The organism is Parapusillimonas granuli, assembly GCF_013416525.1.
GTDB classification, from domain to species: domain Bacteria; phylum Pseudomonadota; class Gammaproteobacteria; order Burkholderiales; family Burkholderiaceae_B; genus Parapusillimonas; species Parapusillimonas granuli.
Window position 1 is genome coordinate 119,821 of record NZ_JACCEM010000002.1, and the last position, 15,786, is coordinate 135,606.

Consider the following 15,786-nt stretch of genomic DNA (forward strand, 5'->3'; position numbering starts at 1 on the left):
AGCCGTGTCAGTTCACCTTGGTGAGCAGCGGCTCTCCGGCGAAATGCCGCTCGGCATTCTCGAGGAACCGCAGCACGGACGCATGGATGGCCTGGGGCGAAATTCCGGCTATGTGGGGCGTCAGGATGGCGTTATCGAATTCCAGCAGGGGCGCTGGCGGCGTGGGTTCGTTCTCGTAAACATCGAGCGCGGCGGCCCAGATCTTCTTTGCGCGCAAGGCATCGGCCACCGCCCGCGTGTCGACCAGCGTGCCGCGCGCCACGTTCACCAGCACCCCTTGCGGCCCCAGCGCTTCGAGCACGGCCCGGTCGACGGCATGGTATGTGGCCTTGCCGCCGGGCGCCGCGATGACGAGGAAATCGCACCATGCGGCAAGGCCGAGGAGGTCGTCGAACCATTTAAAACCGGTTTCATCCTTGCGGGTGCGGCTATGGTAGCCAATTTCCATGTCGAAGCCCCGCGCGCGCCGGGCGATGGCTTTGCCGATGTTGCCCAGGCCGAAGATGCCCATCCGGCGCCCCGACACGTGCGGCGGCCGCGGGATGTCGTCGCGCCACAAGCCGTTGCGCACGCCGTTGTTCAGGAACGGCAGGCGGCGGATGGCCGCGAGCAGGATGGCCATGGCATGGTCGGCCACGGCGTCGTCGTTGGTCCCGGCCGCGTTGCAGACGGGTATGCCCCGGGCGCCGGCCGCTTTCAGGTCCACGTTCTCGTGGCCCACGCCGACCGTGCATATCAGCTCCAGCTTCGGCAGGGCCTGGATTTCTTCGGCCAGCAAGCCGTTGGTGCCATTGGTGAGCACCACCCTGATATCCCTGCCCCGGGCGGCGATCTGTGCCTGCCCGTTCGAGCGGTCGGCTCCAAGATGCTCATTGGGCGCGTAGATCATCTCGAACCGCTCGGACACGAGTGCGCGGTGCTCTTCGGATAAATAGACGAGAACGAGTAGCAAAGGTTTCATAGTGTGTGAACACGCTCGATGAAAGGGCCCGCCCGCCGCCACGGGCGGGAACAGGCCCCGGTTTATGACTCAATTGATGCTGGCGCCGGAGAGCCTCGACCAGCTTGCCCCATTTGCCGATTTCCGATGCAAGGAATGCCTTGAACTGCTGGGCGGAACTGCCGACCGGCACGGTTCCCTGCTCGGCGAACATCTTGCGCACGCGCTGGTCGTTCGTGATTTCCCGGACGGTCCCGGCGATCTTGTCCACGATCTCATCCGGCGTTCCCGCGGGCGCGAAGATGCCGTTCCATAAAGCGATCTCGTAGCCGGGCCGCACTTCGTCTATGGCCGGCACGTTCGGCAGACGGGCCGAGCGCTCCTTCGTCGTCACGCCCAGGGCCAGCAGCTTGCCGCTGTCGATATAGGGCAGCACCTCGACGAGCGGAGCGAATACGGCCTGTATCTGGCCGGCCAGCAAATCCGTGTTGGCGGGCGCGCCGCCTTTATAGGGCACGTGCACCATCGCCCCTTCGGCCAAGCTGTTGAACAAGGCGCCCGAAAGATGCTGGGAGCTGCCGCTGCCGGCCGAGCCATAGTAGACGGGAGCTTTTTTATCGCGCACATGCTGCACGAACTGGGGCAGTGTCTTGGCGGAAAAATCTTTGTTCACCACCAGCACGTTGGGGATGGTCGCCACCTGCGAAACAGGCGTCAAATCCTTGCGGAGATCGAAGCCCATGTTCTTGTACAGCGACACATTGGTCGCGATGGTGCTGGTGGCCAGCAGTAGCGTATAGCCATCGGGCGCGGCGTGCGCCACGTACGAGCTGCCGATGTTGCTGCCCGCCCCGGCGCGGTTTTCCACGACCACCGCCTGCCCCAGCTTCTTGCTCATTTGCTCGGCCACGAGCCGCGCCGTGGCGTCGGTGCTGCCGCCCGCGGAAAATGGCACGACGAGCGTAATGGGCCGCTGCGGCCAAGCCGTGGCGGCCTGCGCCGCCGGCCCGGACAGCAGCGCGCCCAGCAGCAATCCCTTCAGGCATGCCGATACTTTCATGATGATGTCTCCTCTTTGTTGATATGTCGATGCGGCTCGTCTTGGCGCGAGCCGGGAACAGCCGTTTTCTTCGGATCAGCGCTGGCCGTCGCCCGCCTTGATCTCGTCGGCGCGCAGGCCGCCCAGCCGCTCATGGACGCGCGTGCCCGTGGACATGACCAGCGCGTACAGCAGCTCATCCGGGCGAGGCCCGTCTATCACGCCGACGTCCATGGTGCTGAAATGGCTGCGCACGTAGCAGGCCTCGATATGGTGCAAAGGAATCTGCAGGCGCGTGCCGGCCGCGGCGACGACCTTGGCCGCCGGCACGATGGACTTCGCCTTGGGCAGGTTTGCGCGCATCGGATAGCCGCCGCCGATATGCCAGATCGCCCCGTGCTCGAGTTCGCCGTCCAGCCCGACGATCGCGCCTTTTCCATAAGCCTGGATGGCGTCCGCTCCGCCCAGCGCGTCGATCAGCTCAGGCACCAGTTCCTTGGCCATCTCCGTGGAATCCTTGACGAGCTCGGACAGGTCTTCGACATACTTGCCCGCGTACGGGTTGTGAATGACGACGGCGATGGACCCCATCTTGATGGGCTCCTGGCGGACGGGGCCGCCTTCATGGTAGATGCTCTCGATATTGAGCAGCTTCTTGCGGATCTTGATCAGTGACATGAGTGGACTCCTGGTAAAAAATGCGGTCCGCCCGCCTGGCACGGGCGCGGCGAACCACCGCCGCGGACTGCGGCGCTGTCGTTGGCATGATGGATATGAGCGGCGTTTCAGGCGCCCGATACGGCCGGTTCAGTGGCCGCGCGCCCGAATTCGACCCCGGCCCACTGCTCGATATGGCGGATGACGCAGGCGTTGTCCTGCTCGCCGTTCCCCTGGCTGATCGAAAACGCCAGGAATTGGCGCGCGGCCGGATTGACTTGCATCGGCACGCCCAGCTTCTCGGCTTCGTCCAGGCACATCTTCACGTCCTTATGGAGCAGCGCGGTCGTAAACCGCATCGGAAAACTGCGGTCGAGCACGCACTGCGGTATGCGCTCCAGCGTGGCGAAGGAGCGGCCGCTGGACGCGTTGATCACGTCGAGCATCTTTTCGGGATCGAGCCCGGCCTTGACGCCATACACCAGGGCCTCGGAACTGGCGACGAGACTCGTGGCATACAGCGTGTTGTTGATGATCTTCATCGTCTGCCCGAGGCTGGGATCGGCGCCCAGATAGAAGATTTTCTTGCCCAGGACCTGCAGCAAGGGCTCGACTTTGCGGAAGGCGGATTCGGGACCGGCGGGCATGATCGCCAGCGTCCCTTTCTGGGCGGCGACGGTGCCGCCGCTGACGGGCGCGCCCACCAGATCGATTCCGCGTTCGCGCAGCAGGCGCTCGACCTGCTGTGTGACGGAAGGCCCCGTGGTGGAAAGATCGACGACGATCTTCACGGCCCTGCCCTGCGCCACGTCGGCCGCCACGTCGGCCACGATGCCGGGCACCGGAAGGCACAGCATGACGATCTCCGCCTGGTCCGCCACGTCCCGGACGCCGGCGGCGACGGTCGCGCCTTTTTCTTTCAGCCGCTCCTGGATGCCGGCGTCGCGGTCATACGCCAGTAAATCGTGTCCGGCGTCCAGCAACCGCGTGGCAAAGTGCATGCCGATGTTTCCGGTTCCGATCAACCCTATCTTCATGATGAATACAGCCTCCGATTCAGGCCCCCGCGGTTCGCGGGGGTACGGTGTCCATGTTAAGAACGGAGGCCGCGGGCGACAAATGCTGCTTATGCCATACGGTATAGCTTTATGTTAATCGCTCTTGCGGTGGCGCCGGCCGGCGGCGGGCGGTTCTTCGGCAAGGCCTCGCAACAGCTCCGACACCGCCCGCACGCTACCCAAGTCCGGCAGCCGCGGGATCGCCTCCAGCAAGGCATCCACCCGTTCCGCCGGCAGCGCCATGCCCGCCAGCAGCCGGAACTTCTCCACCAGTTCCTGCTCGCCCAGCGGATTGTCGTGGCCGCCCCTGGGCTGCTCCGACTGCACCGTATGAACCTGGCCGGACGACATGCGCACACTCACCCGCCCCGCGCGTATGCCCGGCAGCAGCGCCGTCAGGGCCGGATCCTCCAGCACCCTGATCTTCCCCAGCAAAGCCTGCAGGCGCGGGTCCCGCAGATGCGCGTCGGTATAGACATCCAGCGCATTCGACCCATACACCGCCCGCGCCGCCACGTTGTACGGAATGGAATGCTTCGCCGCGTAGGCGTTGGCCACGCTGGTGCCGCTCAAGCGTGTCGCGGGATCGTAGGTGTGGACCTCGATCTCTTCGATGGCGTCGAGCGCGATGTCCCGGCTGGCCAGGATGGCGGCCATCGCCTCTATGGGCGCATGATTCCAGCGGCTGCAGGCGTGGATCTTGAAGTAATTGCGGGTGATGTAATAGGGCTGCAGCGCCGTCCCGACGCGGAGGTCGAACGCGCTGCCCAGCACCTTCCCGAACACGGATTCCAGCGCGCCCGGCTCGCCGCTGAAACCGGCCTGGGCCAGGCGCACCGCCAGCAGGCCGTTGTGATTGGTGAAGCCGGTGAAAAGGTTGCGCACCGATGCGCCGGCGTTGGCGGCGTTCTGGGACGACGCAATGCACAGGCCCGCCGCGAGCTCCAGCGCCGTGGCGGTCTGCGCGGCGTCCAGGCCCAGCAGCACGGCGGCGCCGGCGGCGGTGCCCACGATGGTATGCGTGCCGAAGGGGTGCACGGGCCCGCGCAGCCGCGTGGCCGCCCCCACCCGCACGGCGATTTCATAGCCCACGATGAAGGCATGCATCAATTGCGCGCCGCTCGCGTCCCGCTCTTCGGCCAAGGCCCATAGCGCCGGCAGCATGTGTATGGACGGATGGTTGACGGCGTACTGGTTGCCCTCGTCGAGCTCCAGCGACACCCCGCCCGTGCCGTTCACCAGCGCGGCCACGTGGCCGGCCGCCGTGTGGCGGGATCCCAGTATGGTGGCGCCGCCCGCGCCCAGCTCCGGCGCCATCCCGGCAAGCTTCCTGACCTCGGCCAGGGTCGATCCGCCCAGCATCACGCCCAGCGTGTCGCGCACGATCCTCAAGGCGTGGGCGACCACTTCCGGCGGGTGCTGCGTCCATGAGGACGAATGCGCCAGCCGCGCCAGGGCAAGCGCGCTTGCCGAAGGCGGCGCGGTGACGGCGTCGAACGAAGTTTTGGGCATGTGAGCCCTCCTTTGCGGCGGGGCTGCGCGGCTATCGATATGCCGCCCAGCGATTGATGTGATAGGGACGTTCGGCCAGGCAGAGGCAGAACGCCCCGACGGCCTTGGACAGTTTTTCGGCCAGTTCGCGCCGCTCGGCGGTCGACGCCCGCAGGCGTTCCTGGGCGCGCTCGACCTCGCCGCGCAGCGCCGCCAGGTCCACGCGCACCAGTCGGCGTTCCCGGACGACGAACTCGCCGCCCACCATGACGTCCCGCAGCGAGGCGCCGTCCTCCACGTGGACGAGCTGGTTGACGACGTCGTTGCGCGGCACCCAATTGATGTGCCCGAGATCCAGAAAGACGATGTCCGCCTTGTATCCCGGATCGATGCGCCCCAGCATGCCGCCAAAGCCCAGGCAGCGCGCGCTGCCTTCGGTGGCGGCGTGCAAGGCTTCGCGCGTGGAGATCCAGTTCGCGTAGTCCGGCCCGAGGACCTTGGAGGCCAGCGAGGCCAGGCGCTGCGCTTCGTACATGTTCTGGTTGTCGGAACTGGTCGAGCCATCGGTGCCGATGCCCACGTTGACGCCGTGGTCGAGCATGGCCCGGAAATCGGCGATGCCGCTGCCCAGGCGCATATTGCAGCCGGGGTTGTGCGCGATGGACGCCCCCCGCTCGCCCACGATGCGCAGGTCCGCGTCATCCAGCCATATGGCGTGCGCCAGGACGAAGCCCGGATTCAGCATGCCGAGCGCATCCAGCTGCGCCACCACGCTGCGGCCGTAGCGCTCCTGGTAGGCCAGGGCCTGGACCTTGGATTCGGCTATGTGGGTATGGATGCCTATGCCCAGGTCCGCGGCCACGTCCCGGCACGCCAGCAGGTAGTCGTCGCTGCATACCAGGGGGATGGTGGGCGCCAGCGCGACCTTGATGCGGTCGCCGTCGCCCTCCGTGCGCAGGAAGGCGTCCACTTCGGACAGGATGCGGCGGTGGTCCTGGGGCTGGAGGCGCCCCACGGCGGCGCGCAGGTCGGGCGGCAAGGCCTGCAGCAGGCCCGGTATGGTTTCATAGAAGGACTGGTTGCCCGCCATGGGCGCCAGCGTGGCGCGCATGCCCGCGGCGCGATAGGCTTGCGCCACGGCCCGCATGCCTTCGGAAGTGGGGACGGGCGCTTCGGCATACAGGTCGTAGCAGGCCGTGCAGCCCTTGAGCAGCATCTCGGCGGCGTTCAGGGTGGCGCTCAGCGCCTTGTCCGCCAGGCTGCGGTCGGCATTCAGCCAGGCGCCCGCCGTCAAGAGCAGTTCGAGCGTCCAGCGGTCGCCCACGCCTTTCGTATAGCTGCCGTAGCCGTGCGTGTGGGCGTTGATCAGGCCGGCGTGCAGCAGCCGGTCGCTCGCATCGACCACCGCCGCATCGGCCGGCGCCGCCATGCCGGGCGGCCCCAGCGCCGCCACCGTATCGCCCTGGATCAGCACGTCCAGGAATTCCGCCCGGCATTCGGCGCCACGCAAAACCAGCCCGCCCCGGACGATGGTCCACGGGCGCTCAGCCATTCAAGGCACCGTCGACCAGCGCATGGACGAGCGCGTCCTTGCGCTCCGTGGGCTGCGGGTAGGCCTTGCGGCTGTGCGTCAGGCCCAGGCCCAGGAAGGCTTCGGCGAGCTTATAGCTGAGCGGGCCGGGATTGACCAGCGGCACGGGCAGCCGCTCCGACAGATAGGCGGCCGCCTGGTGCATGGTGGTCGACCCCAGGCAGATCACGTCCGCGCCGTCTTCTTCGACGCAGCGCATGGCCGTCTCGAGCATGCGCGGGAAGGTGGCGTCTTCCTTGCCTTCGGTAAGATTGATGAAATCGGGCTCGACGTCGAAGGAACGGACGGACGCGCATTGCGCTTCGAAGCCGTATTCGCGTATGGCTTTTCGGTACCGGGGCAGCGCGGGCTTCCATTGCGCCAGCACCGAGAACTTGCTGCCCAGCGTCAGGGCGTACAGCATCGACGCCTTGCCCGGCCCGATCACCGGTATGGACAGCACGGAGCGCAAGGGCGCCATGCCCGAATCGCTCATGGTGTCGATGACCACCGCGTCGAAGCCTTCTTCCTCGGCCGTCACGCCGGCCTCGTAAATGCCCAGGTCGGCGATCAGCCAATCGTGCGGGCTCATGAACGAGGTCGGGCCGATGCGCACCGGGCGATAGACGAGCTCGGTGTCGGGGTCCAGCTGCACGTGGCCGCTCTGGGCGGCGCGGCGGGCCACGCCGGCCGCGTCCAGGGGAAAGGGATTGATGACCAGAATCTTCGGCATGTCTTTCTCGTCTCGTCAAAGGTTCAAGAGCGGGCGGCGACGTGCTCGCCCATGGCGCGGAACATGTCCGGCCGCGGCGCGAGCGGCGCGGGATACGCGGACTTGCTGTGCGACAGGCGCAGGCGCAGGGCCGTCTCCGCCAACCGGTAGGACAAGGGCCCGGGATTGATGACCGGCACGGGCAGCCTTTCCGCCAGATAGGCGTGGGTCTCGTGCATGGTGGTCGATCCCAGGATGATGACGTCGGCGCCGTCCTCCTCGATGCATTGCATGGCGACGCGGTGCAGGGCGGGAAATACCGTGTCCTCCCTGCCCTTCAGCAGCTTCTGGTTGTTGGGCTCCATCTCCGGGGACCGCATGGAGGCGCATTTGTGCGCCAGCCCCAGGTCGGCGAGCGTCTTCTTGTACAGGGGATCCCAGCGGCTCCACATCGACAGGATGGAGAACCGGTCGCCCAGCATCTGGGCCGCCAGCATGGCGTGGCGGCCCGCGCCGATGACCGGAATGCTCAGCACTGAACGCAGGGCGGCCATGCCCGAATCGCTGACGGTGTCTATGCACACGGCGTCATAGCCTTCCTCCTGGGCGGAAAGCCCGGCCTCCAGGATGCCCACGTCGGCCAGCAAGGCGTCCTGCTGGCTGACGTAATTCACCGGTGCGATGCGCACCGCCTTGAAATCGAACCGGATGCCGGGGCCCAGCTTGACCGCCTCGAGCTGCGCTTGCCGTTTCGAAAGATTCTCATCGCTCATGGGAAAAGGAACGATCACCAGCACTTTATGCATCACTGCCTCCTGTAAATTCCGTCCGTTCTTCAAAACCGGCCGCGCGGGCCGCCGAACCGCCGGCCAGGCGGCCGAGCACCACCGCCGTCACCAGCCCGTTTCCGCCCAGGTAGCCGGACGCTTCCGGCCCCGAGACGCCCCGGGCCGCGCCGCCGCCCGCAAATATGTTGGGAAATGCCTTGCCGTCCGCCGCGCGCAGCAGCGCGGCCCGCTCGTCGACGCAAAGCCCTCCCTGCGTATGGAAAAGCGCGCCGCGCAGCCTGACGGCCCGATAAGGCGGGCGCAACAGCTGTTCGGCGCTGAACCGTCGGCCGTAGGCATCGGGCCGCCCTTCCCGGACGCTTTGCTCGATGTCGGCGAAGACGGCGGCCAGCGCTTCCTGCGGCACGGAAATGGCTTGCGCCAAGGCTACCAGGCTGTCGGCCTGCCTGACCGCCCCCGACTCCAGCACCTGGCGGTAGTCGGCATAGCGCAGCGCCAGGCGTTCGCTGCGCTGATCGTAGAGGGTGAACGCCACGCCGCCAGGCTGCCGCAGCAGCGCAGCGGCCTGCTCCGAATAGCCGCTCATTTCGTTGGAGAACCGCCGCCCCAGGCGATTGACCTGGATGCCGCCCTCGATGACCAGCGTCCAGGTGAGCGGCAGGCGCGATTCGTCCACCACGCAATGTCCCTGGTAGCCGCCCAGGTCGCCCAGCGCCGCGCCCAGCAGGCCGCCCCAGGCCAGCGCGTCGCCGCGGCTGCCGTCATGGCCGCAATAGGCCGCGTCGGCCATGGCCGGGATGTGCGTCCGGACGGCCTGGGGGTTGCCGCCATAGCCGCCGGTGGCCAGCACCAGGGCGCCGCAGCCTATGACTTGTTCGCGCCCGTCGCCGAGCCGGCAGCCGACCGCCCTGACGGCGTCGTCCGCATCGCGGTACAGGGTGGTGATGCGGGCCCGGAAGAGAAAATCCGCGCCGGCGTGGCGGGCCGCGTCGTACAGGCTTTGCTGCAGCTCGGCGCCCGTCCGCGACAGCGGCACGTGATACCGATGGCGGCTGTGGCCCGGGTAAAGCACGTCGTCCAGGAGCTGGAAGGTCAGGCCGTGGCGGTCCGACAGCCACTCTATGGCGGGCCCGGAACCTCGCGCCACGGCCTGGACGACGGCGGGATCCGCGCGGTTGCCGGACTTCTTCACGATGTCGGCGGCGAAGCACTCCGGCGTATCCTCGATGCCGAGCGCCCGCTGGTGGCGCGTTCCCGCCCCGGGCAGCATGCCCCAGGTCATCGCCGTCGTGCCGCGCGCCTGGGCGTCCTGCTCGACGACCAGCACGCCAGCGCCCGCATCGCGCGCCGCCAGCGCCGCGGTCAGCCCGCAAGCGCCGGCGCCGGCGATGACGACGTCCGCTCGCCGGGCGGGCGGCCCGGCCTCTTGAAATGCTTGCACCGACAAGTCCGGCATCTCGACTCCTGCACCGGCCCTAGGCCGCCCCGCCCCAGCTCTGGATGTCCACGATGCGCCCCTGCCGCACGTGGAAACGCTCCACGCTGCCGGCCCCGCGCTTGCGCCGCGCATACACCACCGTGCCGTCCTCGGTCAGGGCTTCGTCGAAATCGGCGTAATCCAGGTCCGCCAGCCATTCCCGCATGCGCAGCGGATTGCGCTCCGCGCCGCCGGCGCCGGTGCAGGCGCAGCCCTCGCCCAGATATCCCGCCGCGCGCGCGGAATCGGCTGCGAGCAGCGCCTGCGCGAAGCCCCGGACCACCTCGACCCCCGACGGCAGCGGCGGCCCGGGCACGCGCGACACGCCGCCGCGCGCATAGGCGCTGGGCTTGACTTCATTCAGCATGGTGACGACGCCGTCGGGCTTGGCCGCCATGACGCTCAGGACGACGTGCGTCATGCCTTTGAGCAGACGGGACTTGGTGGCATCGTCATAGCCTTCTATGACCGTCATCTGTACTACGGGCATGGTGTTCTCCTTGTCGAAAAGAAAGAGGCGGCGGCTAGCGGCCGCCGTCCCCGGCCGCGTAGCGCTCGCCGAGCTCCAGCAGCTCGCGGGTGCCGATGATGTCGTTGAGCCCGTTGAAGTCGAACATGCGGTCCTTGAAGGGCGCGTTGGTCTCGTGCGCCTTCAGCGAGGCGTAGTAGTCGACGGCGGTCTTGGCGATGGCGCGCACGATGCCGCCCGGGAAGATGATGATGCGAAAACCCAGGGCTCCCAGCTGGCCCGCGTCGTGCATGGGCGTGTCGCCGCCTTCGACCATGTTGGCCAGCAAGGGCAGGCGCGCCCCCAGCCGCGACGAGATGGTCTCCAGCTGTTCCCGCGTGCGCGGCGCCTCGACGAACAGGACGTCGGCCCCCGCCTCGGCGAAACGCTCCGCGCGTTCCAGCGCGCGGTCGAAGCCTTCCACCGCGATCGCGTCGGTGCGCGCGATGATCAGCGTTTCGGCGCTGGCGCGCGCGTCGACGGCGGCCTTGATCTTGCCCACCATCTCGCCGCAGGAAATGAGGGACTTGCCTCCCAGGTGGCCGCAGCGCTTGGGCAGGCTTTGATCCTCGATCTGCAAGGCGTTGGCCCCGGCGCGCTCGTACAGCCTGACCGTGCGCTGTACGTTCAGCGCATTGCCATGGCCGTTGTCGGCGTCCACGATCAGCGGCGTATCGACGCGGTCGCGGATCAGGCCTATGGTTTCCGCGATCTCGGTCATGGTGGTCAGCCCGATATCGGACCGGCCCAGGCGGGTGTAGGCGATGGCCGCGCCCGACACGTACAGCGCCTTGAAACCGTGCTGTGTGGCGATCAATGCGGTCAAGGGGTCGTAGACCCCCGGCGCAAGCACCACCTCGCCCGCCCGCAGGCGTGTTTTCAACGACATTCGTGAACTCCTTCAATTTAAACGGCCGGCGCGCACGCGCGGCGCCGGTTCCAAAACTCCTACAGGCCCAGATAGGTGCGGCGCAGGTCCGGGTTGTTGCGCACGGACTCCGCATCGCCCGAGAGCGCGATCTCGCCGTTCTCGATGATGTAGGCGCGGTTCGCGAGCTCGAGCGACTGGACCACGTTCTGTTCCACCAGCATGATGGGCAGCCCGTCCTGGTTCAGCCTCTGGATCAAGGTGAACATCTCTTCGACCAGCAAGGGCGACAGGCCCAGCGAGGGCTCGTCCAGGATCAGGAACAGCGGCTCGGCCATGAGGCCCCGGCCGATGGCCAGCATCTGCTGCTCGCCGCCCGACAGGGTGCCGGCTTTCTGGGCGATCCGCTCGCGCAGCCGCGGGAAGATCTCGAAGACTCTTTCCAGGTTGCGCTTGCGGTTGGCCTTGCCGCGCATGTAGCAGCCCAGCTCCAGGTTCTCGAGGATGTCGAGGTTGGGGAAGATCTTGCGCCCTTCGGGCACGTGGATCAGGCCCGAGGCCACGATTTCGCTGCTGGTCCTGGCCAGCCGGCTGCCATTGAAGCGGATGTCGCCGGCGTTGGCGCGCATGATGCCCGACAGCACCATGTTGAGCGTGGTCTTGCCGACGCCGTTGGAGCCCAGCACGGCGACGATCTCGCCCGCCCCGACGTGCATGTCGATGCCGCGGAGCACCTCGACGGCGCCATAGCCGGCCCGCAGGCCCGAGATTTCAAGCATGCTCTTTCTCCTTGTTGGCGGCCAGGCGCGCGGCCGCGCCATGCCCCAGGTACGCCTCGATGACGCGCGGGTCGCCCACCACGTCGGCCGGCGTGCCCTCGGCGATCATTTCGCCCTGGGACAGCACATAGACATAGTCGCAAAGGCTCACCACCGCCTGCATGACGTGCTCGATCATCAAGATGGTGACGCCGCTGTCGCGGATGCCGCGTATGACGGGGATGATGTCGCGGATCTCCGACGGGTTCAGGCCGGCGAGGACTTCGTCGAGCAGCAGCAATTGCGGCTCCGTGGCCAGCGCCCGGGCCAGCTCCAGCCTTTTCCGGCCCGCCACCGTCAGGCCCGCGGCCGGGCGGTCCAGGTCTTTTTCCAGCCCCACCCGCCGCGCGACCTCGCGCGCCAGCCGCTCGGCGTCGGAGCGGTCGGCATGGCGCAGGAAGGCGCCCACGACGATGTTCTCGAGCGTGGACAGGCCCGCGAAGGGCTGCACGATCTGGAAGGTGCGCGCAATGCCCAGGCTCGCGCGCTGATGCGTGGGCAGGCCGGTGATGTCCCGGTCCTTGTAGAAAATCGCGCCCTCGTTCGCCTTCAGGAAGCCCGAGGCGACCGAGAAAAGCGTGGTCTTGCCCGCGCCGTTGGGGCCGATCAGCCCGGTGATGGATCCCTCCCGGACTTGCAGGGAAGCGTCCTTGACGGCGGTCAAGCCCCCGAAGCGCATGGTGACGCGCCTGACTTCGAGCATCATGATTGTTTCTCCAGAACGGGCTCGGCCGCAGGCTTGCGGGCGCTGCGGCGGGGCAGCAGGCTCAGCAGGCCTTGCGGCAGGAAGCACACCGCGCCGATCAGCACGCAGCCGTAGATGGCCAGGTCTATGCCCGGGATCTCGCCCGTGAAGAACTTGGCGCCCTCGCCCAGCAGATGCAGCGCGAAGGTGCCCACCAGCGGGCCGAACACCGTGCCCAGCCCGCCGACCATCGACGCCAGCAGCACCTCGATGGAGATCTTGGGCCCGAAGACGAGGACCGGGTCGATGTACAGGAAATACTGCACGTAGAGACAACCCGCCGTCGCGGTCATCGCGGCGGATATGGTGATGGCCCCCAGCTTGGTGCGCAGCACGTCTATGCCCAGCGCCCGCGCCGCGTCTTCGTTCTCGCGCACGGCGACCAGGCGGGCGCCGAAGCGGGACAGCGATATCCAGCGCATCAGCAGCAGCCCCGCCGCCACCATGGCCAGGGCCACCCAGTAGTAGTGCCTGCGGTCCGCGAACTGGAAGTGCTCGATGCCCAGGTTGATGGGCAGCAGCCGGCCGGCGGCGCCGCCGGTGAAGGCGGCCGAATTCGCCAGGACGCGCAGCACCTCGGCGAAGGCCAGCGTGACCAGCGCGAAATAAGAGCCCCGCAGCCCGGCCCGGAAGGACAGGAAGCCGACGATCCAGCCGACCAGCGCCCCGGCGGCCACGGCCACGACGAAGCCGGTCCAGGCGTCCAGGCCCAGGTTGATCTGCCAGAGGCTGATCACATAGGCGCCCGTGCCGAAGAAAGCCGCGTGGCCGAAGGAGTTCTGCCCGGCCATGCCGCCCAGCAGGTTCCAGCCTTGCGCCCCCAGCGTCACGATCAGCGTGTAGATGAGGAAGTTGAGGACGACGTTGGAATTGGCCAGCAGCGGGGCCACGGCCAGCAAGGCCACCACGATGAAAATGGACAGGTAATGCTTGATCTTCATGCTTTCGCTCCGAAAAGACCCGTTGGACGCACCAGGAGCACGATGATGAAAGTCAGGAAGATGCCGATCTGGCCCAGGCTTTCTCCCAGGAACAAGCCGCTCAGGCTCTCCACCACCCCGATGATGACGCCGCCCACCATGGCGCCCACGATGGACCCCATGCCGCCCAGGACCACGACGGTGAAGGCGACCAGCACGAAGGCGCCGCCTATGCTGGGATTGACGTAGAAGGTGGGCAGCAGCAGGCAGGCGGAGATCGCCAGGCAGGCGAAACCGATGCCGAAGGTCACGGCATAGACGTGCTTGACGTTGATGCCCACCAGGCTGGCGCCGAGCTTTTCCTTGGACACCGCGCGTATGGCCTTGCCCGTGTCGCTGCGCGCAAGAAAGAACCACAGCAGCACGGCCGTCACCACCGATCCCGCCAGGCCGAATACGCGCGCCTGCGAGAAAATGAAGGGTCCCAGCTCGAAGACGTTGAAGGAATAGTCCGTGCTGATGGAACGGATGTCGGAACGGAAGATGGCGAGCAGCACGTTCTCGATCACGATGGCGATGCCCAGCGTGATCATCAGTATGTTCTCGTCCTTGCCGTGGCTGCCCGGCCCGATGATGAAGCGCTGTATGGCGTAGCCGGCCACGAACAGCAAGGGCGTCAGGATCGGAATCTGCAGATAGGGGTCCAGCCCGAAAGCCTGGTTCAGGGTCAGCACCGCGAACATCGCGGCGGCCAGCATGGCGCCGTGCGAGAAATTGATGATGTGCAGCACGCCGTAGACCAGGGTCAACCCCAGGGCGATCAAGGCATAGACGGAACCTGTCAGCATTCCGTTCAGTATCGCCTCGACAACTATGTTCATCGAGTACATGAATCACTCTCTTTGATGACGTTACAACGCAGCGCCGGGCGGGGCGCGGCCCTGCGCCCCGCCCGGCGGATGGGATCCCGGCCGGTCAAGCCTTGAGCGGGTAATTCGCCTTGGCGTCGGAGAATTCCTCGGGGAAGATCACCTTGATGTCGCCCTTCTGGACCTGGGTCATCACGGGCGCGGCGCCCGTGTTCTGGCCGTCGACGAACTTGGTCGGGCCATACGGCATGATGTGGCCTTCGAAGGTCGACGAGGCCAGCGCCGCGATGACCGCGTCATGCGCCACCGAGCCCGCCCGCTCGATGGCGTCGGCCAGCAGCAGGATGTCGGAGTAGTTGATGGCGATGTTGTAGTTCCAGCCCTTGCCGGCGGCCTCGACCTGCTTGCGCAGCTCGAGCGCCTGGGGCTTGCGCGGATCGTGCCAGTGGTTGCAGTCCATGATGTTCTCGGCCGCCTCGGGGAATTCCCGCACGAAGCGCAGGTTCGACGCGGCGCCGTTGAGCACCGAGAACACCCCCTTGGAACGGACCCGCTGCTGCTGCAGCGTGCGCATCAGCAGCACCGTCTCGCCGTAATAGGACGAGGGAATGATCAGGTCGGGCTTGAGCGAACGGATGCGCAGCGCCACGTTGGACATGTCGCGCGCCGGCGTCGGGTGCGCGATGGAGTCCAGGATCTCGAAGCCGTGCTTGGGCAGTTCGGTCGCCATCATCTTGGCCAGGCCGGAACCGAACAGGCCGTCTTCGTGCACGAGCACGATGGTCTTGGCCGGCTTGCCCGCCGCGTCGTTGATCTTGATGAGATTTTCGATGGCGGCCTTGGTGCAGAGCGAAAAGCCCGGGCTGAACCGGAAGGTGTTCTTCAAGCCGCGCTGAATGATCTGGTCGGTGACGCCGACGTCGACGATGTACGGCAGGTTGTAGCGCGAGGCCGCCTGGCTGGCCGCCAGGCACACCGGGCTGGCGAAGCCGCCGACGATGGCCGCCACGCCCTGGGCGTTCAGCTGTTCCACTTCCTGGACGGCCGCCTCGGGATTGGAGCGCGCATCGGCGAACACCATTTCGAACTTGGCGCCCCCCAGCGCCTTGATCCCGCCCATGGCATTGACCTTGGCGATGCCCAGCTCGGCGCCGGTGCGGCCGAAACCGCCGTCCATGGAAAACGCGCCGGTGACGGGCTGGAGAATGCCGATCTTGATGGCGGGAGGGGTCTGTGCGCGCAGGATTCCCGGCGCAGCCAGCATGGCGGCGCCCGCTGCGCCCGCCTTCATGAAATTGCGCCGATTGATAGAGGTGCGTTTCATAG

16 protein-coding genes are annotated in these 15,786 nt (G+C 67.0%); all 16 read right to left on the reverse strand.

Features of this window, described 5'->3' with window-relative positions:
- Positions 1 to 7: 7 nt before the first annotated feature.
- Positions 8 to 961: a 2-hydroxyacid dehydrogenase gene (locus tag H0A72_RS03285; protein ID WP_180153644.1), complete on the reverse strand. Its 954-nt coding sequence runs from the start codon at positions 959 to 961 to the stop codon at positions 8 to 10.
- Complete coding sequence (locus tag H0A72_RS03290; RefSeq protein ID WP_180153645.1) at positions 870 to 2,000, reverse strand: tripartite tricarboxylate transporter substrate binding protein; 1,131 nt, start codon at positions 1,998 to 2,000, stop codon at positions 870 to 872. Before H0A72_RS03290 ends, H0A72_RS03285 begins: the two co-directional genes overlap by 92 nt.
- Before the next feature lie 75 nt (positions 2,001 to 2,075).
- The gene (locus tag H0A72_RS03295; RefSeq protein ID WP_180153646.1) at positions 2,076 to 2,657 is read right to left on the reverse strand and encodes an amino acid synthesis family protein; all 582 of its coding nucleotides are present in this window, start codon (positions 2,655 to 2,657) and stop codon (positions 2,076 to 2,078) included.
- Positions 2,658 to 2,764: 107 nt separating this feature from the next.
- Complete coding sequence (locus H0A72_RS03300; RefSeq protein ID WP_343060107.1) at positions 2,765 to 3,778, reverse strand: NAD(P)-dependent oxidoreductase; 1,014 nt, start codon at positions 3,776 to 3,778, stop codon at positions 2,765 to 2,767.
- Between the two features lie 9 nt (positions 3,779 to 3,787).
- On the reverse strand, positions 3,788 to 5,206 hold the full coding sequence (locus H0A72_RS03305) for an MmgE/PrpD family protein (RefSeq protein WP_180153648.1): 1,419 nt from the start codon (positions 5,204 to 5,206) through the stop codon (positions 3,788 to 3,790).
- 31 nt (positions 5,207 to 5,237) lie between these two features.
- Positions 5,238 to 6,737 carry an amidohydrolase family protein gene (locus tag H0A72_RS03310; RefSeq protein ID WP_180153649.1) on the reverse strand — a complete coding sequence of 500 codons (1,500 nt, stop codon included), beginning with the start codon at positions 6,735 to 6,737 and terminating at the stop codon, positions 5,238 to 5,240.
- Positions 6,730 to 7,488, reverse strand: coding sequence for an aspartate/glutamate racemase family protein (locus H0A72_RS03315; RefSeq protein WP_180153650.1), 759 nt, complete (start codon positions 7,486 to 7,488; stop codon positions 6,730 to 6,732). Before H0A72_RS03315 ends, H0A72_RS03310 begins: the two co-directional genes overlap by 8 nt.
- Before the next feature lie 23 nt (positions 7,489 to 7,511).
- Positions 7,512 to 8,273: an aspartate/glutamate racemase family protein gene (locus H0A72_RS03320; RefSeq protein ID WP_180153651.1), complete on the reverse strand. Its 762-nt coding sequence runs from the start codon at positions 8,271 to 8,273 to the stop codon at positions 7,512 to 7,514.
- Positions 8,266 to 9,711 (reverse strand): FAD-dependent oxidoreductase, encoded by a 1,446-nt coding sequence (locus H0A72_RS03325; protein ID WP_180153652.1) that lies wholly within the window; start codon positions 9,709 to 9,711, stop codon positions 8,266 to 8,268. The genes H0A72_RS03320 and H0A72_RS03325 overlap by 8 nt, the downstream gene beginning before the upstream one ends.
- A gap of 19 nt (positions 9,712 to 9,730) precedes the next feature.
- Positions 9,731 to 10,222 (reverse strand): tautomerase family protein, encoded by a 492-nt coding sequence (locus H0A72_RS21995; RefSeq protein WP_218953155.1) that lies wholly within the window; start codon positions 10,220 to 10,222, stop codon positions 9,731 to 9,733.
- Between the two features lie 34 nt (positions 10,223 to 10,256).
- Positions 10,257 to 11,129, reverse strand: coding sequence for an isocitrate lyase/PEP mutase family protein (locus H0A72_RS03335; protein WP_180153653.1), 873 nt, complete (start codon positions 11,127 to 11,129; stop codon positions 10,257 to 10,259).
- A gap of 59 nt (positions 11,130 to 11,188) precedes the next feature.
- Complete coding sequence (locus tag H0A72_RS03340) at positions 11,189 to 11,887, reverse strand: ABC transporter ATP-binding protein (protein ID WP_180153654.1); 699 nt, start codon at positions 11,885 to 11,887, stop codon at positions 11,189 to 11,191.
- Positions 11,880 to 12,629: an ABC transporter ATP-binding protein gene (locus tag H0A72_RS03345; protein ID WP_180154018.1), complete on the reverse strand. Its 750-nt coding sequence runs from the start codon at positions 12,627 to 12,629 to the stop codon at positions 11,880 to 11,882. The genes H0A72_RS03340 and H0A72_RS03345 overlap by 8 nt, the downstream gene beginning before the upstream one ends.
- Positions 12,629 to 13,612 (reverse strand): branched-chain amino acid ABC transporter permease, encoded by a 984-nt coding sequence (locus tag H0A72_RS03350; RefSeq protein WP_180153655.1) that lies wholly within the window; start codon positions 13,610 to 13,612, stop codon positions 12,629 to 12,631. The genes H0A72_RS03345 and H0A72_RS03350 overlap by 1 nt, the downstream gene beginning before the upstream one ends.
- Entirely contained in the window at positions 13,609 to 14,481 is an 873-nt protein-coding gene (locus H0A72_RS03355; protein WP_180153656.1) for a branched-chain amino acid ABC transporter permease, read from the reverse strand. The genes H0A72_RS03350 and H0A72_RS03355 overlap by 4 nt, the downstream gene beginning before the upstream one ends.
- Before the next feature lie 85 nt (positions 14,482 to 14,566).
- Entirely contained in the window at positions 14,567 to 15,784 is a 1,218-nt protein-coding gene (locus H0A72_RS03360; RefSeq protein WP_218953156.1) for an ABC transporter substrate-binding protein, read from the reverse strand.
- Positions 15,785 to 15,786 lie beyond the last annotated feature (2 nt).